15 protein-coding genes are annotated in these 23,023 nt (G+C 42.8%); 2 read left to right on the top strand and 13 right to left on the bottom strand.

All coding sequences use genetic code 11. From position 1 onward, the window contains the following. Positions 1 to 61: 61 nt before the first annotated feature. Positions 62 to 934: a LysR family transcriptional regulator gene (locus tag AB4274_RS17995; RefSeq protein WP_017059183.1), complete on the bottom strand. Its 873-nt coding sequence runs from the start codon at positions 932 to 934 to the stop codon at positions 62 to 64. Positions 935 to 1,148: 214 nt separating this feature from the next. On the opposite strand from AB4274_RS17995, the gene AB4274_RS17990 reads away from it, so the two are divergent. Further along, positions 1,149 to 2,408: an adenylosuccinate synthase gene (locus AB4274_RS17990; RefSeq protein WP_372112823.1), complete on the top strand. Its 1,260-nt coding sequence runs from the start codon at positions 1,149 to 1,151 to the stop codon at positions 2,406 to 2,408. A gap of 326 nt (positions 2,409 to 2,734) precedes the next feature. Here the strand turns inward: AB4274_RS17990 and csm6 are convergent, their stop codons facing one another. The 9 genes from csm6 to AB4274_RS17945 all read right to left on the bottom strand — a co-directional run bounded on the left by csm6 (position 2,735) and on the right by AB4274_RS17945 (position 15,838). Then, complete coding sequence (gene csm6, locus AB4274_RS17985; protein ID WP_136978197.1) at positions 2,735 to 3,865, bottom strand: CRISPR-associated ring nuclease Csm6; 1,131 nt, start codon at positions 3,863 to 3,865, stop codon at positions 2,735 to 2,737. Positions 3,866 to 4,065: 200 nt separating this feature from the next. Continuing rightward, positions 4,066 to 4,395, bottom strand: a complete 330-nt coding sequence (locus tag AB4274_RS17980; protein ID WP_136982980.1) for a hypothetical protein — start codon at positions 4,393 to 4,395, stop codon at positions 4,066 to 4,068. Positions 4,396 to 4,791: 396 nt separating this feature from the next. Beyond that, positions 4,792 to 6,066 carry a hypothetical protein gene (locus tag AB4274_RS17975; protein WP_372112821.1) on the bottom strand — a complete coding sequence of 425 codons (1,275 nt, stop codon included), beginning with the start codon at positions 6,064 to 6,066 and terminating at the stop codon, positions 4,792 to 4,794. After that, positions 6,066 to 7,316, bottom strand: coding sequence for a hypothetical protein (locus tag AB4274_RS17970; protein WP_102320124.1), 1,251 nt, complete (start codon positions 7,314 to 7,316; stop codon positions 6,066 to 6,068). The genes AB4274_RS17975 and AB4274_RS17970 overlap by 1 nt, the downstream gene beginning before the upstream one ends. Continuing rightward, positions 7,309 to 10,395: a DEAD/DEAH box helicase gene (locus tag AB4274_RS17965; RefSeq protein ID WP_372112819.1), complete on the bottom strand. Its 3,087-nt coding sequence runs from the start codon at positions 10,393 to 10,395 to the stop codon at positions 7,309 to 7,311. The genes AB4274_RS17970 and AB4274_RS17965 overlap by 8 nt, the downstream gene beginning before the upstream one ends. Positions 10,396 to 10,400: 5 nt before the next feature. Continuing rightward, a complete protein-coding gene (locus AB4274_RS17960) occupies positions 10,401 to 11,225 on the bottom strand; it encodes a serine/threonine protein kinase (RefSeq protein ID WP_372112817.1) in 825 nt (274 codons plus the stop codon). Further along, positions 11,216 to 13,264, bottom strand: coding sequence for a protein kinase family protein (locus AB4274_RS17955; protein WP_372112815.1), 2,049 nt, complete (start codon positions 13,262 to 13,264; stop codon positions 11,216 to 11,218). Before AB4274_RS17955 ends, AB4274_RS17960 begins: the two co-directional genes overlap by 10 nt. Positions 13,265 to 13,289: 25 nt before the next feature. Continuing rightward, positions 13,290 to 14,177: a hypothetical protein gene (locus tag AB4274_RS17950; RefSeq protein WP_372112814.1), complete on the bottom strand. Its 888-nt coding sequence runs from the start codon at positions 14,175 to 14,177 to the stop codon at positions 13,290 to 13,292. Then, on the bottom strand, positions 14,177 to 15,838 hold the full coding sequence (locus AB4274_RS17945) for a DUF3696 domain-containing protein (RefSeq protein ID WP_372112812.1): 1,662 nt from the start codon (positions 15,836 to 15,838) through the stop codon (positions 14,177 to 14,179). Before AB4274_RS17945 ends, AB4274_RS17950 begins: the two co-directional genes overlap by 1 nt. Before the next feature lie 370 nt (positions 15,839 to 16,208). Here AB4274_RS17945 and AB4274_RS17940 point away from each other — a divergent pair, with 370 nt between their 5' ends. After that, positions 16,209 to 16,634 carry a hypothetical protein gene (locus AB4274_RS17940; protein WP_372112810.1) on the top strand — a complete coding sequence of 142 codons (426 nt, stop codon included), beginning with the start codon at positions 16,209 to 16,211 and terminating at the stop codon, positions 16,632 to 16,634. A gap of 124 nt (positions 16,635 to 16,758) precedes the next feature. Here the strand turns inward: AB4274_RS17940 and AB4274_RS17935 are convergent, their stop codons facing one another. From AB4274_RS17935 to AB4274_RS17925, 3 genes are all read right to left on the bottom strand, one after another. Beyond that, entirely contained in the window at positions 16,759 to 17,874 is a 1,116-nt protein-coding gene (locus AB4274_RS17935) for a restriction endonuclease subunit S (protein WP_372112809.1), read from the bottom strand. After that, positions 17,871 to 19,409: an N-6 DNA methylase gene (locus AB4274_RS17930; RefSeq protein WP_372112807.1), complete on the bottom strand. Its 1,539-nt coding sequence runs from the start codon at positions 19,407 to 19,409 to the stop codon at positions 17,871 to 17,873. Before AB4274_RS17930 ends, AB4274_RS17935 begins: the two co-directional genes overlap by 4 nt. A gap of 135 nt (positions 19,410 to 19,544) precedes the next feature. Beyond that, the gene (locus tag AB4274_RS17925) at positions 19,545 to 22,916 is read right to left on the bottom strand and encodes a DEAD/DEAH box helicase family protein (RefSeq protein ID WP_372112805.1); all 3,372 of its coding nucleotides are present in this window, start codon (positions 22,914 to 22,916) and stop codon (positions 19,545 to 19,547) included. Positions 22,917 to 23,023 lie beyond the last annotated feature (107 nt).

Raw genomic sequence — 23,023 nt, 5'->3', positions numbered from 1 at the left:
TCTTAAGTGAACGGCATTACCACTCGAGGTGGGCTGATTGAGTCAAACTCAATGATTGTATTTATTTGTTTTGCAATGAAATAATCTCATCATTCACCCAACCTAACAGCTGCTTGGTTGCTTTCGACAAGACTTGGTTCTGCCGAACAATATAACCAAGACTGGTGCTCGAGAAGTTGGTCAATGGTGTCACTTTCGAATGCAGGTGCTGCTTGGTTGATACCGCAAACTCCGGGACAATAGCCACACCAAATCCCGCTTCTGCCCAGTCGATTTGAGCATCGACACTCCCTACTTCCATCACCCTATAATTAGGTAGATTAAGGCTTGGTAAACCTTCATCAATAAAGTCACGCGTTCTCGTATCATGACCTAGTAGAATCAAAGTGAGCTCTGCATCAGAGTCTCGGATATCAAACCCATCGCCAAGCGCACACCAAGAAAGCTCTTGCAGCTTAGTGAAATACAAAGACTCGTTGTGCTGCTCTTTGGCGATAACAAAACCAATATCCGCTTGAGCATTTTTAACTAAATTCGATGCCTGAGATGACGTGGTATTCAAGAGCGTAAGGTCAATACCGGGATACTGCGCTTTGAACTTCTGGAACGGACGAATTAGCAAAAATCGAGAAATGATGTCACTTACGGCAATGGTTAACGTCCCTATTTTAAGGTCGTTAATGGCATTGAGATCGGCCTGACAAATCTGCAGTTCGAGTAGCGTTCTTTGGCTTGTTTCCAATAGCCGTTCACCCGCTTGAGTCAATTGAAAAGGGCTTCTCTCTATCAACTTTATGCGTGTTTGTTGTTCCAGTTGTTTTAGGTGCAAACTCACATTGGGTTGTGTCATGTGCAGTGCATTGGCCGCTTTCCCAAAATGCTTGTACTCCGCAAGCGTCACAAACGTCTTCAACAAATTAATATCGAGCATCATGTCCTCTCTCTCGTGTCACTAATATCATTCCCTAAAAGTAAAGAATGCCCCATCGTCATTCCCTACAGTGAGGAACGAACGTGATAGGGAATCTCGTTTGTAGCTTAAGACCTTAAGGATATATGAAATCCTTATCAAGATAATAAAGATAATTAATTTCTCTTATCCACCTTGTAGGCCTAACATGATTCCTCAATCAGTTAGGAGAAAAATTATGCCATCTATCGTTGTTGTGGGCGCAAACTGGGGTGATGAAGGCAAAGGCCGCATCGTCGATTTTTTAGCAGACCAAGCTTCTGCTAGCATTCGTTTCCAAGGCGGAAACAATGCAGGTCATACTGTGGTAAATGACTTCGGTACATTCAAACTGCACCAACTACCTAGTGGTATTTTTAATCCTAATTGTACGGCGGTTCTTGGCCCTGGCATGGTGATCAGCCCTGCTGCGCTAACTGAAGAGATTGCAGAAGTTCAAGAGGCTGGCATCAAAGTGAAAATGGCGATCTCAGATCGTGCGACACTGTGTCTCCCTTTACATGCTCTTGAAGATACGCTTGAAGAAGAGCGTTTGGGCGATGGCGCTTACGGCTCTACACGTCAAGGCATTGCACCAGCGTACGGCGATCGTGTAATGAAGAAAGGCATTCTTGTCGGTTGGCTGAATCAACCTGAAATTTTAGAGCAGCGTATTCAATTCCTACTTGATTGGAAGATGCCTCAGCTTAAAGCGCTCTACCCTCAATGTGACTTCTCCCAGACTGCTTCTGAAATTACAGAATGGCTACTTGAAGTAACTAAAGCGTGGCGCCCGTTCATCTGCAACGTAACTGAGCCGCTTAAAGCGCTGCAATCACAAGACGCAAACCTACTGTTTGAAGCTCAGTTAGGCGCAGGTCGCGACCTTGTCTACGGTGAATACCCTTGGACAACATCTTCGAATGTAACCGCAGCTTATGCTGGCATTGGTAGCGGTTTACCTGCACTTCGTCCTGAACGTGTTATCGCTGTTGCTAAATCATTCAGCTCGTCTGTTGGTACTGGCACGCTAGTAACTGCAATGGAAGAACAAGACAGCTTCCGCGAAAGCTCTAACGAATACGGCGCAACTACGGGTCGACCACGTGATATGGGTTACTTTGATGCAGTGGCAACTCGCAACGGTGTTGACCTGCAAGCTGCAACGGAAATCGCACTGACAAAGATTGATTGCCTGTCTGGTTTGTCTGAGCTTAAGATCTGTACTGCTTACTCAGGAGAGCACACAGAGAACCCGATTTGGCCACAAACGGCTGAGCTAAAGCCCGTATATGAAGATATGGCTGGCTGGGATGAAGACATCACGGGTTGCCGCACGTTTGAGAGCCTTCCTCAAGCAGCACAAGATTACGTTACTCGTATCGAAGAGTTAATGGGTGTTCCAATCGTGATGGTATCGGTAGGTCCTGAGCGCGAGCAAATGATCATTCGAGCTTAGCTTAGAAGACGACAAGATCTACATCAAAGCCCACATTCAGTGGACTTTTTTGATTGTTCATAAAGAACGAGATAACACAAGGAATTACAGACACAAAAAAGCCCACACTAGGTGGGCTTTTTTGTTTGTTCATGAAGAACGAATTTGGTGCCGCTACTGGACTCGACTATCCAATATATCAAATTGATTAGTATGGGAATTATAAAAATAGAATTTAAAAATGTTACTTCTGGTGTTACTTAAGTTTAGAACTGACCTTATTGAACCTTGTTACAGTCCAATGCCAGCTCAAATTAGCTTCAAACTATTGCGATTTAGGTTTAGGTTCAGACAACCAGCCCATCTACCTCAATAGTAATACCACTATTGACACTATAACTCGCACCGGCTTTGGCACCATCAGAGTGCACTTTGATTTTTTCCACGATATCTGGAACTAAACGCCTTTCTAACGTTTTATGGAATGCACTTAATGACTGACGTACGAAGTCTTTCGTCAATTTAGGTGTCAATTCAAAATCATTCTGACGCCACTGCCCCTCATCTTCTAAACCCATGCTTTTGTACAAACGCACGTCGGCTTTCATTGAGTCTAATACTTTTAAATATTCACGCGTTTGGTCAACGTCTTCTTCAAATATTCGCCCCAACGTTTCCGTCCTCATGGCTTTTTTGACGAAGAATAAGTAAATAGCTAGCGCTTTAGCTGTAAGTTTTACAGGTACACCAGCCACATCTAATGTCTTATCCTTGGTCGAAATTTTTACTTTAATTTCTGAGCTATGAGCGCTATTCAAAGCTGATACAGTTTTTGAAAACGAATGGCTTTGCATTTGATTATAAATTGACTCATCAACCTGACGACGCATTCTTACAAACGGGATTTCAGCTAGGGTGACGTTAGCGTCCTTGGTGTTTACGACCTTTTTTTTATCTCTCCCGACGATGTACTTATCATAAGGAGTTGGGTAATAAAATTCACTCACAAACTCAAAATCATCGTCTACGAACACATGACTCAGCACGTCTTGCTCACGACCATACAAAGACATTGCGTAGCCCATGTAAAAAGCCATTGTCTTTCGTCCACCAGCAATTGAAGCATGAATCGCAACATCGTCATTGCGAGTCAACTCCTCTACTTTCTGTGTAATAAAGTCAGCCATGACGACTTGGTCTGCTTCGGCCTTTGCATCATCTAACACATTGCCTTCTTCATCAGAGATCAACCAAATATTGTCAGAACTAAACTTAATGTCTGGAAGTTGATAATCTTGTATTAACTTGTTCCAATGACCATCTTGAAACAACCCTTCTTCTAGCGTTAGCTTAGAGTTAGCGGTAGTAATCACAAATACTTCATCAGGCATTGTTTTACCTTGATGATTCAATGCAAACAGCGTTTCAGTTAGGACTTGAGGGCTTGCGCCTGTCACGGCTACCAAAATATTTTTCAAAATAGGCTCACTAAGTTATTTGGTCTTGTATGAAAAAGAAGGACTTAATAGTTATGCTATCGTCTAGATACCATAAAATTCGTCACCATCTGTTTGGTCTGTCTCCTGATTGATAATCTTTCCACAGCCTAGACAATCTGGAGTTAAGTCAGTTGGCATCATAATTATCAAACCACAGTGTGGGCATAGATCACCTTGTGTTAGCATTCACTTAGTTCCCCAAACGCTACAATGTAGCTACCGCCCCAGCCAGTATTGTGCTCTATACAAACACCATTGCGAACTTTCAGCATGCTACAAAGCTGCTCTACCGTAAGTTCAACATCAGAAATATCAAAACCAACAGCTTGAGATAATTCATTGTTGATATAAACAAACTCACCAGCTTCTAAACAAAAACCGAATAGAAACGTCGGATCTTCCTCAAGCTTATCCCAACTCTGCACGCCCTCTCCTGCAATTTGAACTCCAGAAAACGGGGCGAACAGCGGTGTCTCATCACCTTGAATTTTTACCAATTGTATCGTCATATGCGCTAAACCCTTGTTTGTCCGAACGCTATGATAAAAGTTAGATAATTCAGATTGGTATTCTTAAGCTTATGAATGCTCAAAATGAGAAACTCCCTGCGTGTTTGAGCTGAGAGTTTATAGAAAGAGTCATATTTGGGTAAAGTAGCTAAGAAGTTTACTTGCAAAACCTATAGATAAAAGACACTAATCGCACCCTTAGCCACAGTGATACTTTTGTCATATACAAACCAAAAAAGAACAAACTCATTAACAAAACATCCACCAATTGGTTACCAGTTAGCCGTACTAAGCTAATATTTAGTACAGCTATTAAGGCCGAATCAAGAGACACAACCAATACAATGCCGATAATAAGTTCAATTACAAAATTACTGCTCGATTCTGGTTCTCTCATCAATCTTTACTTTTCAAATAACGTTTAAGTGGCGGCCACACCATTACAATCGCGGTAACTAGAGTGATACTTCCAGATATAGCCCAAAAGGTTAGATTCATTTGTTCTTTTGTTAATGCCATAATTGTGGCTATAGAGCTGGCGGGGACGAGCAAAGCAGCCACAAGTGATACTAACAACAAAACCGTGTTGGATGATTCGTCTTTCTCTTGCTTCCATAACGCATGGTTATGCTCCAGCTCGACGAATGCTTTTTGTTCTATTAACTCTAAATCTGCTTGGCAGCACAGATATTGATACAATCTCTCTGCAAAAGGGTAAGTAGAGACATGAGACATTTTATACGATCGTCTAAATAGGGATATCCGTTCGTAAAGCCTCGCTCTTTGTTTGTTCGGGCTTAAAATCATCTCATCTTTAAAACGACCGAGCGTTGTTCGTTGGCAAATTACCGCGGCTAACAAATCAAGATAGTACTGGTTCGTCGCTAAGTTCCAGTTTAGTGATGATTCTCCTGGGGTTTGATCTACAAAAACAAGACGATTCAGATTAAATTGACAGCGCCAATCAGACCAGTAGTGAAATTGGTTCTCGATAAGCCTGTGTTTTTCGTTTTCAGAGAGCTTATACCTAGGGTTAGAAAAATTGATTCCTGCGCTAAGCTCACTCACACAAATAGTGTCAGATTGGTCAAAATCACTTACTTGCTTAATCCAAGAACAACTAACAAGCTCATGACCAAAAGCATCTTCTTCATAGTGGCTGTTATTGCTTAGAGGAAGGCTTAGTAAGTCACTAATGTGTTGCTTTAATCCTTTCTTTTGTTGTTCTGAATCCTCCCATAGACAAACATTATGCCTTTCCGTTCTCGGCTCCCATTGAAAAACAGCTCTATTGAGCTCAGCAATACTAGTTGCACTTAGGTTATCGCTAGATTCAAAATGCAAATAAAGCAGACTCACCTCGCCCATTTGGAGAAGCTGTAGCTTGGTAATACAGACCGAAAATTCGTGATTAAACGATTGTTGATTAGGTACCAAAGATAACAACGGGCTATCACTCAATTTAGCTTCAAACACGTAGCGACCTTGTTTCATTGGCCTTAACAAATCGGCACTAGATCGAGTATAGAAGCGTCTTATATCTTTGATCTCATGATCTTGTAAATCTTCGCTCCAATGTTTCCAATTTCCTGAGTTCACAAGTTCTAAAAATGATTTCTTTGAGATAAAGAGCGGTAAAAATCCCCACCCCTGCCATTTATACTCAGCCATTAAGCTTCAACCGCCTCTGTCTTGGGTAAATTATTACTGATCCTAGCTATAGAATAGCGCTCAGCAAGTACACGTACATGCTCTATCTCTTCCACCGATAGTGTATTTTCAATGTAAGCACTTAGCTTTGAATAAGGTCTTTCGTCTCGAGGAATTCTCATATACGAATCACATAAATCAGTGTACTCCCTTAGGCTAGATGCATCCTTTTGTAACTCTTCCTCAAGCAGACAGTAACGAATGGTCAAGCCAGATATACTTGATAGCCTACCCCAAGCTTTCAAGCCTATAGGCTTAGCAGGTAAAGCTTGAGTCCCACACATAAGGATGGCTTTCTGCCCTGACTCTAACCCTTTTGACAACCAATCGAGATTTGCTCGCGTAATATTGACAACTGGGAGACCGAACTCATCAAGTGTGACTTCTCCATCTCCAAAAGAGACCTTTTGCCTTTGATGAAACTCGTTTAAGTTACCTATGATATTTTCGTCATTTAATGCTGTAACTGTCGCCAATATTCCCTCTAAATCATATTCAACGCAGGTTTCTCCAAATGCCACAATCGCTCTTTGAGGCTTATTTTTGCCGACCAAAAAGACCCGTGTTTGAAGATAACCAGATGAGTACCCAATAATCTCGTCAAAGGATAATGCTTCGTCGGTAATACCAAGTGCTCTTTTCGAACTGACCTTTGATAAGTCTAATCCTTTAAGGTTAACTAATTGAGACTCTTCTAAGATATGGTTCGAGCTAATCGTACGTGTAAAGTCGCTAGAGCGAAGCTTATCTACCTCGGTGTAAGGTAACTTATACGCATCTTTCGGCAGCAGTTGTTCTGAAACAGCACAATAGCGATAGGCTCGCTGCACGGTGCGAATTGGGACACCGTGTTCAAGCGTCTCTTCCCCCAACGCTGTTAATTTAAACCTTCCATCAATAAAAGTAACAAAGGAACGGCCTGCCATTTCACTCAAGTGCTTTGTGACAAGTTTTTCTGCTAAACCAGTCAAAGTTACGATAGATTGAACAGAACTGACACCTTGCTCTATCAACTTGAAGATCATTAAATCTATATCACTTAACTCCTCTCTACTTCGCTCTTTTACCAATATTTTCACATTTAGAATCGGTAACAGACTATCTCGAACATAAAAGAGCGTTTCATCAGATCCGATCTGAGAATTTAGTACTTCAGCGTAACTCTTCAAGACATTGAAGTAAGGATTACTATTTGTTTTCTTTTTAGCCATTTTCACTTACCAACATTGTTTTAGAGTGGCGGTTCTGCGGTGCTTTACGCTTGTTTTGAAATGATGGGTTTTGCGGTCGTTGAACCGTTTTTTCGTTAGGAAGAAAACGGCTCGCTTGGATTAGCGCCCCTTTCTCATAACACTGACTCTTCAGCAGCACCATCGCTCTCTTGAATTCCACATCATGAGCACTATCTCGGTCTGCACCTTTAGTCAATGTTTGAGAATCACCGATCATTACAAGCTGCTTCTTAGCTCGTGTTTGAGCAACATTAAGTCGGCGCCAATCCGCAAGGAATCCAACCTTACCTTGTCGATTCGAACGCGTGAATGTGAATATGATCAAATCTCGTTCTTGCCCCTGGAAACTATCTACAGAAGCAACCAGTTCATTCAGTGGCATCTTGAGTTCCAGTAGCTCACCACGCTTTTGTTCTCTGCGTATTGCGTTCTGGATGGCTTTCACGTGATTTGCGTAGGGAACAATAACCCCTATCTCTCGGTTCTCAGCAAGTTCTGGCATCTCCTGAATTGAAGACTTAAGAAGCTCAATAACTAGATTTGTCTCACAAACGTTATCTTGCACCACCGCTCTGCCCTCTTCTGATGTCGACTTTTCACCTTTATTTTCTAACCAAGTCGTGTCTATCCAAATCATCGGCTGTGGACAGTATGAAAGTAGCGGCTTTTTCTTGTCCATACCGACACCAGCAAAATAGTTTCCCTCATAAAATGCTTCCGAGACAAAGTCACTAATAATGGAAGGACAGCGAAACTGTGTATCCAGCATAATTTTTCGGTCGTCCGGAGCGGCATTCCATAGGTGCTCAAACCAACTCAGTCGATAAAGGTCTTTGTAGTCACCGAAGTCTTTAGCTTCAACTTCTTCCAGTACTTCATCACTGACGACAGGCGGTAACTGCTTATGATCCCCTACTAATATCGCTTTATTGGCTCGGGACAAAGGGACAATTAAGTTGTGGAGTTGTATCTGACCAGACTCATCTACGATCACAACATCAAAGTCGAGTTCTCTAAATAGGGCTTTGGTATTGATACCAATACAAGTAGCACCAACCACGTTTACGTTTTCGATTAAGATTTTATACAGCGCCTGTTGACGCTCGGTTTTCAATTTATTGAACCACTGCGTGAGGTTGCTATGAATACCCGAAACTTTACGCAACAGTTCATCCAATTGAACCAGTTCTAATTTCGTTACTCTGTCCTCAGACTGCCCTGGCAGAACTACCTCATCAACTAGGGAAGTGACCTTTCTAAAGTAAGCATCAATCTGTTGATTACAGCTTTCAATAAGCTGTTGAGCTTCCTCTATAGACTTCTCTGTATTGGCAATAGAGGCCATAGTCGTTGTTCGTGATTCGCTAAGTTTTCCAGACTTTATATGAGAGCTTTCTATACGGCTATTGACTAGATTGGTCTTTTTAGTGTTTATCCATCGAGAAACAGACTTAAAAATCGGCCACTCTTTTTGCTCAATTTCTTTTAATTGAGCATTTAATCGACGAATAACATTGTCGTGAGAAAGAATATGCGATTCTATTTCAGCCAACTCTACGTGTAAGCTTTTCTGCCTATTAATATGATGGATGTGATCACTTTGAACTTTATCTGCATTATCCATTTTCGCGATAATTTCATTTCTACTCGCAAGCAGTTCATGGATATAAGTGAGTTGAGACTCTAGGTTTTTCAGTGTCTCATCGGCTGAACTAAACATACGCGCTTGCAATTCAGCGGCTTTATTATCGAGTGTAATGTCCTCCAAGCAAGAGCTAATTTTATTTTCGTTGCCTATACGTAAACACTCAAAATCGTCTTCTTCGGCCAAACGCTCTAGAACATTGTCGACCGCTTTATTGTTTTGCGATGTCACAAGAACACGTTTACCCTGAGCCGCGAAGTACTTCACCCACTGAAGAATAACCGTTGTTTTACCAGTGCCCGGAGGCCCTAGAACCAAAGTGTAATCATTACTACCAGCACCACTATCAATCGCTTTAACTTGCGACGGTGTCGGCGGGAATTTACTTGGAGGTAATGGAACCTTAATTGGGGTAAGAGGCTCATGTTGATACACTTTAGCGGCTAAAGGCAACAACCATGGGTTTTGGGAAGACTCTGACTCCAAAGAATCTACAACAGAATTTCTTACCTTCTTTAACGTCGGTAGAGCCGCAATAGCCAAAAGCGCTTGATCTGGTATTTGTGAATTTAACGCTTGTTTCTCGATGCTAACGTGAATGATAGGTTCATTCTCTACAGGGGTGAGATCCGCCACCTCTAATAATATATCTGTTGGCTCTCGCATTTCGTCGAGCATTTCAAGCAGCGTTGGTTGTACTTCAAGTAAGCGGGAATAATCAAATTCATCTAACGTAATTTCATAGTGAAGACGGTAGGTTGTTCGCTCACTTCGAGCGCTGATAGAGGTCGCATTGAAAGGCATACATTGCTGAGCCGCAATTCTTTCGAGTTCATATTCAGAGTCAATGAAACAGCGCAACACATCGACCATCTCTTGCTCTTCGTAGCAAAGCGCCTCCTCTTCTGCTTGTTCTGGTTCTAGCTCCTCACCCTCCACATTCCATGGAGAATTGATTGCATCGAGTAACTCGGTTGCGTATAAGCCATACTTAAACCTAATATCACGAGCTTCCAATCCATTTCCAAATTCGCGGCCAGTCAGAAACTCAATACCATCGAATTCAAGCAAAGTCCCGTGCTCCAGCATACGCTGACGGTCTTGGTTGTTCGCATAGTAAATGCGGCTCACCCAAAGCCTAGGTTTTTCCTCACTCTTGGCAACATTAATTGTGATTTTATATTTACCAATAAGTAAGGTGACGATGACGGTATCTTTCGGCTTAAATGAAGAAGCCCAAGCTTTGTTAGTTGACTTTAGTTGGCTTATAACCGCCTCTTGACCTTCACCATTGTCAGGCCAGTTTTTATCCAGATAATTATTTTCCAAACGATACAATAGAGGAAGAACGGAACCATACTTAGCTGATTTATCTTCCGGCCAAAAAGGCACGGTTTGATTGTATGCAGACATTACGATTACCCCTTGCTATTGAGTTGCTTAGAAGCCTCTTGTAAGGCTTTGACGATAGTAAATACTTGTTTACTGCGCTGACTACAGTCGAACGTTAGCCCCTGTTGCAATGCATCATGGAGCTTTGATGGTATAGAGGTAGGCAAGTGAATGTTCATCTCATCCCAATCCGAATTATCAAAATTTGGCTGAAGTACCAATGGTTGGCCCGTCAATAAATAGTGAATAAGTTGGCAGAACGAAAAAATGTCCGACGACTGTGTGAGGCTCACGTGTCTCACAAATTCTTGCTCCGGGGAGCGATAATGTGCTGTCCCTTCCTCAAGGTAACGCTTTTGGTTGGATAAACCAAAATCAATAAAACTGACTCCGGCGACATTCTGATTTTTGTCACTGTGCACAATGATATTTTCTGGTTTCAGGTCTCGATGGGTAACACGATAACGATGAAGTTCAACCAACTTCCAACCAATTTTCTCTGCCAAGCGCAGGCGTTGTGCAAACTCTCTACGATTATTTGGTGCCGTCGTTACAAACTCATTAAGAGGCTTACCTTCAACCCAGTCCATGAGAAGATAATGCTTCTTTCCCTCTTGCCAATATTGATGGCACTTAGCTGCAACACCAAACGGCAAACGGTTCAGAGCAACAATCTCATTTTTAATGGCTTTACTAGCTTTAAGATCCTCGACCTCAATCTCTTTTAACCCGTAATACAAGCCAAGCTGAGGCAATTTGACGCGATAAAAAGCACGTTTCGTCGCTTCACACTGATAGATTACCTTTTCCTTGGGGTATTGTTTGGCATAGCCATTTGTTGTCATTTCCATGTCTTTAAGACCTCTATCACTTGCTCAATTGTTGGACGGTATTTAGGTGTAACGTGAAGTATTCTCTGCCAAAACTCAGCATATTGTCCTGATAGCTCTAACTTTTGGCACAGCTGTTTCCAATACGCTGGGCGGCGCCCCTTACTCACTAATTCTTTTGTCGATTGCTCAAACGGCAGTTCCCCACTTAACGAATAAAACACGACTAATCCCAGACTAAAAATATCGGAAGAAAACGTTAAAGACTGACCAGGTTCATTTACTTCCGGCGCTTGGTACTTCTGCTCGAACGTTCTTCTAGCATTTAGGGGCAGTGTCGCAACCATTTCTTGCTGACATAACTCGAAATTTATCAACATTGGCTCGCTTCGTTCGGTGACACGAATATTTGATAAGTTAATGGCTCGATGAATAATCTCGGGGTCACCCACGCTCTGAATCTGTTGGATGGTTTCTGCTAATTCGATCAGTAGGTTGAGTTTTTCTTCTCTTGTAGGGTTCGCACTAAGCCATTGTTCAAGTGTTACAGCAGGAGCTTTTTCAACGAACACATAAAACTTGTCTTCAAGTAATTCCTTATCTTGATAGCGTTGAACCCCATCCACTCTGCTTAAGCGCTTAAGCACTAGAGCTTCTCGGCCCAAGCTCTTGAGCTCGGTTTGGCGATGTACAGCACTTAAGTGATCTAAATTAAAGCACTTCGCCCAAACCTGTTCGTTAAATAGAACGGCGTTGTAAACGGTAAAGTAATCTGTTGATTCCGACTCAACCGCTTCCAGCTCTACTTCATAATCTCCAACGGTGATGGCACCTTGATACTGTTCAACAGGAGATGCCGTCAGTTCCTGAACGAGCTGATTTATTTCCGATTCAAACAAACGCCGTTTTGGTTTTTTACCGAATCGAGAGCGGCAGAACTTAACGAGTAGCGAAGACACCTGCTCGGTTTGCGCAACGATGACTTCACCCATCTCCATAAAAGGAGCCGAAACCGTTTGGCCATCATAAATACACTCAACATTGGCGTTACGATTCGTAAACAGTACTAAGCCAGTATTTTTTAATTCTGGCAGCAACGCTTTTAACTCAGGTAGATCACCAAACCTTCTTAAGGCTTCTCTGAGCTTAGTGACCGGATTCGAGAGGTAAGTGCGACCCATATCATTATCGACCAACAAGCTGTTTCGTTTGTTCGTGCACATATCAACTGCGATACTGCCGTGATGATCTTTCAATTCAAGCGGAATCACACCAAACGGATAAATAAGCAGTCCATCAAACAAACGGGATGAGTTTTCACTCAAGATCGGCGGGCAAGAGACAATTCTAAAACCTTCGAAAAGCGGTTGTGTGAAAAGTTGTGTTGCTAATTCAGCTAAGCCTCGGCGTTCATGTAAACGCTCTTCTTGTGCCCCAACAAACGGATTGTATGGCCAGTCATTTTCTACAAAAGAGTGCGAGTTCGACATCGGAAAGATAAGTGCAGACCAGTCTTGGTCAACAACCGCCGGAAGCAGTTTTTTTTGCAGTTGGCCACTGGTTAGAGTATCAGAGGTTAAATTAAGCTCACACATCATTTGGCTGCTTAAACCGTCACTGGTTAAAATGAACTTCGAAATCCCATCATTATCAAGGTTCATGTGATGAACGATAGGCGTGACCTCACTACCAACAACAGAAATAGGTTGTGATTCAAAGCCGCGAGATTCGGCTCTTTTAACCCCCTTCTCAACTCGATAAAGCCGAATATTTCCTACCCAAGACAATTCAAACTCTTCTGCCTTCTGAGTGATGATGCCAAATGTAGATTGAACCCCATTGTTGAAAAAGAGTTGATGCAGATCTTCTATCACTTGTTCCGCGACAAACAGCTCATTAGTTTGATTCACGGTTAACCAACTACTTAGCAGGTCTATCCCCCTAGCAACGTCGCAACCCGATACCAGGTCTGCGATAAGTGCCTGACGCCCTGATTGATGGATCCAAGTAAAATCGCCAATATTGTCTTTACCGGATACATCCTTAAACTGTAATTCCATAATATTTATCTAAGCCATTGTTTTATTATTCACCCAAACGCGTGCACATTTCTGGATGCTTGTTTTGATACTCGTCGATACACGCTTTGGTTTCTCTATATTCTTCTAAACCGCACAAACTGATGCTTAATCGATCCGACTGCAGGCCTTTTTCAGGTGCTGTTGAAAAGCCTTGCCCCGCTTTTATGGCCGCTTTATCACTGAGCAGATATCTATCGTGTATAAACCCATGTGGTACACGGATATAATTCACCAACGGTAAATCAACCATTGAAGCTTGATACTCGCGTTCAAAAACACCTGATAAATTACTGCAATCCATTGTGGTCACGATACTCACGGTGCGAACACCTGAGGATGTGGCCCTACGCAAAATAGCTTTGAGCAATGCATTACCTGGGAGTTTAAAATAGGGATCCGCAATGATTAGATCTTTTCCCACATTCAGTAGTGGAACAGTCACCTCTAAGAGATTGTGCTCGGTTTTATCGATCCAAAGTGTTGGAGGAATCGACCAACTCGTGTCTCCATCAATGATCTGCTCATAATTGATATGTTCTGCGCCCGCTTGCTCTGACACAACGGCGTTGAATGCTCTTAGTGAGTGTTGTGATGTCATCCAATTGAGCCAATTCTCATACCCACTCTGCAGTGTTGAATCTGCTCGATCTTTTGGTAACACAATGAAAGGATTCGCTTTATCTCGCTGCAACTTATTAAGAAAATTAGTCACTGACTTTTTCTTAGTTGGCGCAATATCGGAAGCCTTAACACTTTGATACGCCTCCCTGACCCACTCTTTAGTTGGGGCTATCAAATACCGACCATTTTCAAAACCAAAGGCACTTTTAAGCAACGCATAATAGTGATACTCCGACATACAGTGAGGGTCGAGTGCTATCTCCTTGTACATTAGAAAAGCTCCTCATCTCTTTCATCAAAGAAACCACTCGGCCAACCTGTTTCTAAATCACCATCATCGGTAAGCAGTGTTTTATGTGCCACAACTCCTGCATCAGAAGACTCTAGGTAGACAATAGAGAGATCCGCTTTGCTAACTGGCGTAAAGCCACTTGGCAACGCTTGATCTGTCGTTTCTCTGATACGGCGAAGTAAGCGCAGGATCAGATGCTCACTGTGAGTTTCAATGAGGTAGTGGTTTTTACTGTCTGTTTGAGTTAACAAATCACCCAATGAAACTTGTGCTTTGGGATGTAAATGCAATTCAGGTTGCTCACAACAAATCAGGCCACGCTTGTTCGATTCTGCTGCAACCACCAAGGGGAAAACTTGTGAAATACCGGCACCAACGTCACTCGCTGACACCTCAATATCATTTGAAAGGTCCCACAAGGTAACCACGTCGTGTTGATACTCTCGTGAAGAAAAATACTTATGGTTGACACCTTCGCTCGACGCTTCATCCAGTTGTCTACGTGTGAAATCACTAAACTTATCGCCATCACTGATATAGTCGATCCGCCCTTGCTCAGACTTTTCAACCAAGGCATAACCAAGATCAAGCCAATCACGGCCTGCCATCCAGCGGTTAACTCGATGAACCACCTCCATATCGGCATTGAAAATGGTGTCCCAACTCGCCTTACCCGAGTACCAATCCTTTTGAATCACCTTATCTTCAGCATCGAAAGTAGAATCAGGAATTTGTCTTAGCGGCCCAATAGCAACACTGTCTGAAAGAACATCGTTTAGGTTGGCGAGCGATGCGACAATCACATCACTAAAAATCTCCTCGATTCTGCGAGTAATCAAGTCATGTTCGGACTCTAAGCTCGTTTCTAACCTTTTATCTAGCCTTGGTAGTGCACCTGATCGAGATTGAAAGTGAAATGGAGCGTGAACAAACCTTCGTTGACTATTCGGTAACAATACATCTATCGGGGTAGAGGTTGCTGCTTCTAAAACATGGTGATGAAATTCACCGCAGGAGCCATCTTCCCGATAAGCCATTTCTGTGTCATCTTCGTCATCCGTTTTAAATAAAGGATGAAGATAGTTAACTCGGCTCACTTCAGCGTTGTCGTTCGGCTTGGTGTTCTTCACTTCCAGAATGAACTCGTTGTCTAACCACACAGATTGGCGGTAGACAAACGCTGTTTTTTCAGCGTGAGACCACTTGATTTCAAACTCAATCGCGATCTCGTCGGCCCATTCACTAGGGCTACTCATATTGAGTAAAGGTTCAGATACGGACTCACCTAACTGAGCCGCTTTTTGATGTAAACCCTCAATAAACCAAGTGCTATCATCGAAGCTGTGTCCTGCTTGATTTTTTGGTTTCTGGTACTCAACCTTGATTACCATGGTTTTAGAGAGATCTTTACCGTTAATAAGATTCTTAAAGCCGCCAACGTATTTATTACCGAGCGCTTCAATTCGCTGAGGGTCACATTGCCCCTTATTAATTACATGCTGTAAGTAGAACAGAGCCATAAGGACACTGCTCTTACCGACACTATTTGGGCCGAACAATAAGGTGACTGGTGCAAACTCGATAGTTTGTGTTTGCTGGAATGAGCGGAAATTGGTTAGAGATAGCTTGGTGATATTCATTTTCAGCGGTAATCATTAACTTTAAGTGGTTATGCTGATACAAATCAGCGAGTTAACTCATACTATTATCATCAAATTGCATATATTTATAGAGTTGACATCACATATACAAATTAAAAATTGAGTCAATACTATTAGTGAAGGATGGACTGCAAATCTCAACATTGATAACAACACAAAATGGTTGGGTTGCTATTGTTTAGACATAAGGATGATTTGAACATCTAGTTTTCTAACATGCCGAGTGATGAGGCTCTATATGAAATATATCTTAGCTATTCTTTTTCCTGCCATCGGCCTCATGATTGGCTCGCTGGCGATACCTTTCGGGATCTTCATCGGAGTGTTTAGCTACTTTTTCGTCTCTCACATGACTGAGACCAGCGACTTTTCCCCTATGGCTTCAACTTCAGATACAGCTTCAGGCAGTGAACATTCAGACACCACGCCCAGTAACGACCAGGATGATCAGTTTGAATCCGACACTATCGAAAGCACTTTGTTTTCAGAAGACACCACAACGTTTGATGACAATGCAATTAACCCTGCTACGGGGTTACCTATGATCGGTGGCATTGGCGGCGTGGATGCAGGAGGCAATCCATTCGGCATAGATTCATCGGATAGCTTTGATAGTACTAGCCTCTTTGACGACTCGATCAGTTCACTGAGTGACGATAGCATGAACAGTAGTTTGTTTGATGACAGTACAAACAGTTGTTTCGATGATTCGAGCCTATTTGACGATGATAGTTTTGGCTGCGGGAGTTCAAGTTTTGATGACCCGTTTTCGTAACTGAGCCTGATAGTAATTCAAGGGATTTAGCTGGATAAACAATAAAGGATGGCCATTGTTGTTGATAGCAATGCTGAAAATTCTCAGCATTGCTAATAATTTGAGGGTTTATTTAGGGCTTGGTTTACAGTTCGCCAGAGAAAGCTTTTTGGGATAGAGAGTTAAACAATAACTCAAGTTCCGTACTACTAGACTTGTGCGTCATCGTTTTTTCATAAACAGATTTCGCCAATGATTCATACTGATTTTGTATCTCTATTGGTGGTAATAAAATCTTAATGTCCTGCAATTCTTGCGCATTGATATTTGCCATACCAACAATACTTTTACACATTCCAACTAAGACCTTTTTTCCATGCCCTGAGTTTAGATATCCAGAGATGTAGTAATTGTTACCAAGCTCGTTAGGTCGAACACGCACTAAATATCCGGCAAATGCCATTGGTTCATCTTGATTATATACTGCCGTTTTCCCCACAAGCTCACGACTATTAGTACGGTTAAACAACAAATCACCCCTATGAACAAGGTACTTTGGTAGTTCTTTCTCCGTCAGATCAATATACTTTAAGTCAGTAAAGTCCCACCCACCCTGATAGGTAATATTACCCATACGCAGAACAGGAAATTCTCCATCTGTCTCTGATGCTTTACCTGATGTTCCATAATTTGCGGTATCAACTAGATCTCGAATAGTACCTAACGGAAACCCTTTCGGGTTAGTAACCGGATCACCAAACATATCCAAAAAGACGCTGCGTAGGAACTCATCTGCTAGGTCGATGGCTTGCTTGCGCTTTTGGCGGATAGCATCAGCTTTATCCAAAATGGCCGCAATGCGTTTTTGTTCGGCTAGTGGTGGGAGTGGGATTTGAACTTTAGTTAAACCCTGACCAGTTATTTGTGGCTGAGCTGAGCCTGAAATGACATCTTTAAATCCCCTACTTTTAAAAAAGTAGTACAGATATCTTATATCAACTTTATCATGGTCAAGGCTATCTAAAGCCATTGCATTTCCGTTAATGTATGACTTTGGCTTGGATATATGGACGTTACCACACGTTGCTCCACGACAAGTAATCATTAAAGTAGGCAGCTCGTGGGTATATTCATCATAAAAACCAATGATACCGTTAGCACCGTAAACAGGAAAACCTTCATCTAAAAGTTTACTAGATGCTATTGTTTTCCATTGTTTTGGTCGACAAACATCATGTAATGGTACTAAGCTCCAACTCATAGCATCCCCTCCAACTCATTTAGGTCAGCCAGAATTTCATTCTCAAGTGTTTTCAGTTTACCAAGAATTACCTTAGGGTCTTCGTACACCTCTTCTTCGTAAACGACTTCTTTGTAACGGTTGATAGAAAGGTCGTACTTTTGCGCTTTAATGTCTTCAGCTGACACCATAAAGGCTTTCTGCGTTTTATCACCAAACTCTGTGGTTAATGCATCAGTATCGTTCGCTTGGTATAGCTCACTATAACGCTTCCATTTTGCCAATGCTTCTGGAATGTCATTGTCTTTGATTGGGTTACGCTTATCATCGAGTGAGTAGCCGTCAGCCTGCATGTCATAGAACATCACATTGTCGGTGCTACCGCCTTTGGTGAAGATAAGAATACCGGTAGATACCCCAGCGTATGGCTTGAATACACCACTTGGCAGAGAAATCATGGCTTCTAGTTGGTTATTGTCAATCAACTCTTGACGTAAGTCTTTGTGAGCTTTTGAGCTACCAAACAAGACACCATCAGGCACGATGGTTGCGCTGCGCCCACCCAGTTTTAGCATGCGCAAGATTAACGCCACAAATAGTAGCTCGGTTTTCTTGGTTTTCACCATTGAAAGCACTTGCGGGTTTACCGACTGCTCATCTAGGCTACCTTTAAATGGCGGGTTGGCTAAAATTTTGTCGAAGAAATTCTCTTCTTGAGCTTTGCCTGCAAAGTTCTTATTCAAGCTGTCTTGATACGTGATGTTGGCGGAGCTTACACCGTGTAGCAGCATGTTCATTGCTGAAACGCGGAGCATTGTGGTGTCGAAGTCAAAACCCCAGAACATTTTATTATTAATGTGCTCTTGGTATTCGTGCAGCATGTCACCGGTGTACACGTTGTTGCCGTCTTCATCCTGGTAAATGCTTTCTGGGCTCGTGTGAGTACGCGTCAGGTACTCCATTGCGCGAGAAAGGAAGCCCGCTGTACCACACGCAGGGTCACAAATCACATCTGTTGGTTGCACATCGAGCATTTCAACCATCATATCGATGATATGACGAGGCGTACGGAATTGTCCGTTAATGCCAGCAGAAGAGAGCTTACTCAGTAGATATTCGTAGATATCACCTTTAACATCACTCTGCTCGAGCGGAAGCTTATCAACCATCTCAACAGCAGATAGCAGTACCGATTCACTACGAATCTCCACGTCGGCATCCGCCATAAATTGCGCAATGTCTGAACCGTTTAGCTCGATTTGTGAGAAGTGCGGGAATACATTGTTACGCAAGTGCGGAAGCAGTTCTGCACCTGACATGTTTTTAAAGTTCTGCCAACGTAGTAACTGACCTTCAGGCGTTTCCGGAAACTGGCGAGTAAACGGTTTACCTGTACGTTTAGCCTTTTTCTCTGCCGTGGTTTCTTGCATATCTAACATGCGAGAGAACATTAGGTAACTGATCTGTTCAATCACCACCAGCGGGTTGGTTACCCCACCCGTCCAAAACTTTTCCCACAGACCATCGATATCGTTACGTAATTGACCAGTTAGCATAATGCGTTCTTCTTTTAGTGGCTGTTAACTTTGCAAACGACAAAGTTAAGAGGTGTAGATTATGAGATTTTATAATGAATAAGGGAGTTCGTAACCTTACAAACCCCCTTTTCGATGTTTTGAATGACCGTTTGGTTAATGTGGCATCAAAAATGGCTGCATTAACGCTTCAAGCTGATCCGCTTTTGAATCGGTGAAGATATCTAAGCCTTCGCCATCGGTTAGGCGCTCGAACGGCCCCTCGTATAAATCTGCGACTTTGATACGCCCGTTCTGACAAATAAAGCGTTTCAATTGATTCAAAAACTGCACTTGCTTGTAGCTAAGTTGGTTATTTTGAATGAAATCGGTAAAGCGTTGATTGACCAGATCGGCGTCTAAACCCACTAGCTGAACCAACGTTTGGCTCAGTTCTTGTGACGTTCTGCCATAAAAAGCGTTCAAGGCATTCGCATCAACACCGGGGTGCTGCGTTAAAATGGTTGAAGTCAGTGACTTTAGTTCATCTTCGGTCACTGCTTGGTTGTTATGAATCTTCTGCAAGACTGGATTATCAGTGAGCATTTTATCGAGAATGTCTTTCAAACGCTTACGGTAAACCATGGCTTCTGTTTCATCACCGATAACCACCACACGGTCAGTTTCACGAACCTCGCCATCTTGCGCTGTGGTTGTTTGAATATTCTCATAGGGAGACAGTTCTTTCTTTTTGAACTTCATAACCCCACGCAGTTTAGTCCGTGTGTTTTCAAGCTGCTCTAGCGTAATATCTTGCCAGTATTTCTGGGTTTGCACTCTTGCGATTTCATCGCCCTGTTTACGCACTTCTGTAATGGTAACCGCAAGGTTTTGTAAACGAGAGATGTAATCCGCTTTTAGGTTCTCGATCTCGCTACTGCCAGATAGCTGCGCACTTTGGATTTGCGAAGTTAAGCGGTCTAGCATTGAGGCGTCTTTGTCTTTCAGTGTGCGATTTCCCATCAGAGGCGCGATTGTGGTTTCCAGTAAATGCCTAGTGGAACCATTCATTTGGAGTAACTGGTCAGTTTCTTGGAGCTGTTTTACGTTTCTAAGCTCTCGGCGAACGGCGATTGCGCCTTCTGGTAAGTCACAAATATCCGCTTTCATCTGCGCACAAGCAAGCTCAAAGGCTTTAACGTCAGCACGCTTTTGTGCTTCATCGGCAAGTTGTAAGCGTGCTTCAAAGACGGTTTGTAGCAATGAACGGCTAACGCCAGTGTCTGCTTCTACATACTCTTCTTCAAAATATTCAAAGTTGCCATAGTGGTCGAAAATCAAGAACTCTTCTTTGTCTTTATCGGGGCCAAACAGGTCTGGGCAAAGCCTTGTACCACGCCCTATCATCTGCCAGAACTTCACCCAAGATTTCACAGGGCGTGCAAACACAAGGTTGACCACTTCTGGTACATCGATACCGGTATCCATCATATCGACGGAAATGGCGATACGGAAATCGTTATCTGGCTTTTTAAACTCATCAATTCGAGCTTCTGGTCGATCGACAGCATTGTGGATCACCTTACAGACTTTACTGCCGTATTGTGGATACAGATCTTCACAGAAGAGTTTCTCAAGTTGTTCAGCATGCGCTTGGTTTTGCGCAAAGATGATGGTTTTCCCCACTAGCGACTGAGTGGCATCTTTAATGCCATTTTCCATCAAGTTCTCTAGGATGGCACTGTCGGTTTCGACACTGAAAATCTTTCTGCCAATGTCTTTACCTTTAATAGTGGTATTTTGCGCCTCTTCTTCTCCGAGATCTTCTTCAAGCTGCGCTTGCTGTTCTGGAGTGAGTTTGCTGTAGTGGATACCATCACGCAAGAATTCGGTAGTAAACTCTTTTACTCTGAATGGATTTAAGAAACGTGGCTCATGCGAGATCGCTTCTGCTAGGTCGAAGTTAAAGGTTGGGTCGCCATTTTCACATCCAAACAAGTCATAAGTGTTACGCGCAATGAACTTGACTGGTGTTGCAGTTAAACCTACCTGCATTGCATCAAAGTAGTCGAAAATGTCACGATAGCGGTTATAGATACTACGGTGTGATTCATCGGCAATGATCAAATCAAAGAAGCCTACATCCAATTGTGAGAATCGGTTCATCATACCTGGGTAAGTCGAGACGAATACACGAGCTGACTGGTCGACTTGGTTTTTCTCCCCGATGACACAACGCGGTTCACTTGGTAAAAAGTCTTTAAACGCTCCATCGGCTTGACGGCGCAGCTCCTTACGGTCACACAAGAATAGTACGCGCTTAACCCAGCGAGAACGAAGTAGCAACTCAACTAATGCAATGGATACACGAGTTTTACCCGTTCCTGTTGCTTGAACAATCAATGCCTTACGGCGCTGATTTTGGAATTGGTTGGTCACCGATTTGATCGCCTCAATCTGATAAGGTCGACCTGCGATGTCTGCGCTAGGGTTGAGTTGTTCTAAATTTGGATCTTTATGTAAATGCTGGTATTGCAAAAACTTCAGGCTATCTTTGGAATAGAAGCCAAACACCTGACGATAGGTGTTGTATTGCTTGGTATCCCAAATACAAATCTCATAGCCATTGGTATAAAACACTATCGGCTCTGGACAGTTATGTTGCTTTGCTAGACCTTCAGCATAATAGCGAGCTTGCTCTCTGCCTTTTTGCATATGTTCACGCGAACGTTTCGCTTCGACTACGGCAAGTGGCGTGCCGTCGTCGTCCCAAAGAACATAATCGACATACCCTACTCCCGAGTTTGTCGGTTGATGTTCGACTTCAACTTCAATGCCTACTTTTTCTGGATCGTTAATATCCCAACCCGCCTGAGCCAGTAATGTATCAATTAACAACTGGCGAGTTTTATTTTCATCCCATTGAAGGCTGTTCGCCGATTGTTGACTACGCGATTTCGCCTGTGCTTTTGCTTGCTTGAGTTGTTCAGCCGTTAACTCGACCTGAGTTTCTGCTGCTTGTCGCTTCTGGCGCTCGCGCTCTAATTCATCAAACAGCGCTTGTTGCTTCTGTTCGTTCTCTTCAATAGCTTTATCAAGTTGCTTTTGCGTTAAAGAGCTTGAGGTAGGAGCCTCTGGATATACAAGCTCATTGAGCTCGGACACTTGAAAGCCGTAATAGTTAATCGCAAGGTATTGAGATAAAGAGTGAGCTGTACCCAGTGCCGCATAAGCTTTACGCGTCGAACCGTCGCCACCATGTGCAGTGTCATTTCCTTCTACTCGCAAGAAATGAAGCTGATCTCGAAGGCGCGATTCAGTGACATCAATAAAAGCATCGTTCTTTAGCAGTTCCATAAAGCTTGCCTGCGGAAGCCTTGCTAAACCATCAATGGCATAAATCTCTTTGGTGACTTCTTCGGCAAAGCCACGCAATCGCGTTATGGCGCTGCCAGGGTCTAAATGTAGGATCTGCTCAGCGAGGTATCCTAAATTTGCCAGTTTTTCGTTATGTTCACGAATGAGTTCGAAGTTTAAAGAAATCGCCATAAGCCATTGATACTCCAAATTTGAATTGCATACCTTATATCAAATAATCGCTCTTATTACGATGACCGTGTATGCAATTGAGTTATATATTTCCGACTTTTGCTGCA

It is taken from the genome of Vibrio sp. 10N.261.55.A10 (assembly GCF_041470825.1).
In the GTDB taxonomy this organism is placed as follows: domain Bacteria; phylum Pseudomonadota; class Gammaproteobacteria; order Enterobacterales; family Vibrionaceae; genus Vibrio; species Vibrio crassostreae_C.
The sequence above is the reverse complement of the archived record's forward strand: the minus strand, read 5'-3'. Positions and strand labels throughout refer to the sequence as shown.

Excerpts from the sequence above, each read along its gene's own strand:
- AB4274_RS17995 (WP_017059183.1), bottom strand. The coding sequence starts at position 934 with ATGATGCTCGATATTAATTTGTTGAAGACGTTTGTGACGCTTGCGGAG.
- AB4274_RS17960 (WP_372112817.1), bottom strand. The coding sequence starts at position 11,225 with ATGGAAATGACAACAAATGGCTATGCCAAACAATACCCCAAGGAAAAG.
- AB4274_RS17990 (WP_372112823.1), top strand. The coding sequence starts at position 1,149 with ATGCCATCTATCGTTGTTGTGGGCGCAAACTGGGGTGATGAAGGCAAA.
- AB4274_RS17980 (WP_136982980.1), bottom strand. The coding sequence starts at position 4,395 with ATGACGATACAATTGGTAAAAATTCAAGGTGATGAGACACCGCTGTTC.
- AB4274_RS17930 (WP_372112807.1), bottom strand. The coding sequence starts at position 19,409 with ATGCTAACTGGTCAATTACGTAACGATATCGATGGTCTGTGGGAAAAG.
- AB4274_RS17940 (WP_372112810.1), top strand. The coding sequence starts at position 16,209 with ATGACTGAGACCAGCGACTTTTCCCCTATGGCTTCAACTTCAGATACA.
- AB4274_RS17935 (WP_372112809.1), bottom strand. The coding sequence starts at position 17,874 with ATGAGTTGGAGCTTAGTACCATTACATGATGTTTGTCGACCAAAACAA.
- AB4274_RS17965 (WP_372112819.1), bottom strand. The coding sequence starts at position 10,395 with ATGTCTGCATACAATCAAACCGTGCCTTTTTGGCCGGAAGATAAATCA.
- AB4274_RS17925 (WP_372112805.1), bottom strand. The coding sequence starts at position 22,916 with ATGGCGATTTCTTTAAACTTCGAACTCATTCGTGAACATAACGAAAAA.
- AB4274_RS17955 (WP_372112815.1), bottom strand. The coding sequence starts at position 13,264 with ATGGAATTACAGTTTAAGGATGTATCCGGTAAAGACAATATTGGCGAT.
- AB4274_RS17975 (WP_372112821.1), bottom strand. The coding sequence starts at position 6,066 with ATGGCTGAGTATAAATGGCAGGGGTGGGGATTTTTACCGCTCTTTATC.
- AB4274_RS17950 (WP_372112814.1), bottom strand. The coding sequence starts at position 14,177 with ATGTACAAGGAGATAGCACTCGACCCTCACTGTATGTCGGAGTATCAC.
- AB4274_RS17970 (WP_102320124.1), bottom strand. The coding sequence starts at position 7,316 with ATGGCTAAAAAGAAAACAAATAGTAATCCTTACTTCAATGTCTTGAAG.
- AB4274_RS17945 (WP_372112812.1), bottom strand. The coding sequence starts at position 15,838 with ATGAATATCACCAAGCTATCTCTAACCAATTTCCGCTCATTCCAGCAA.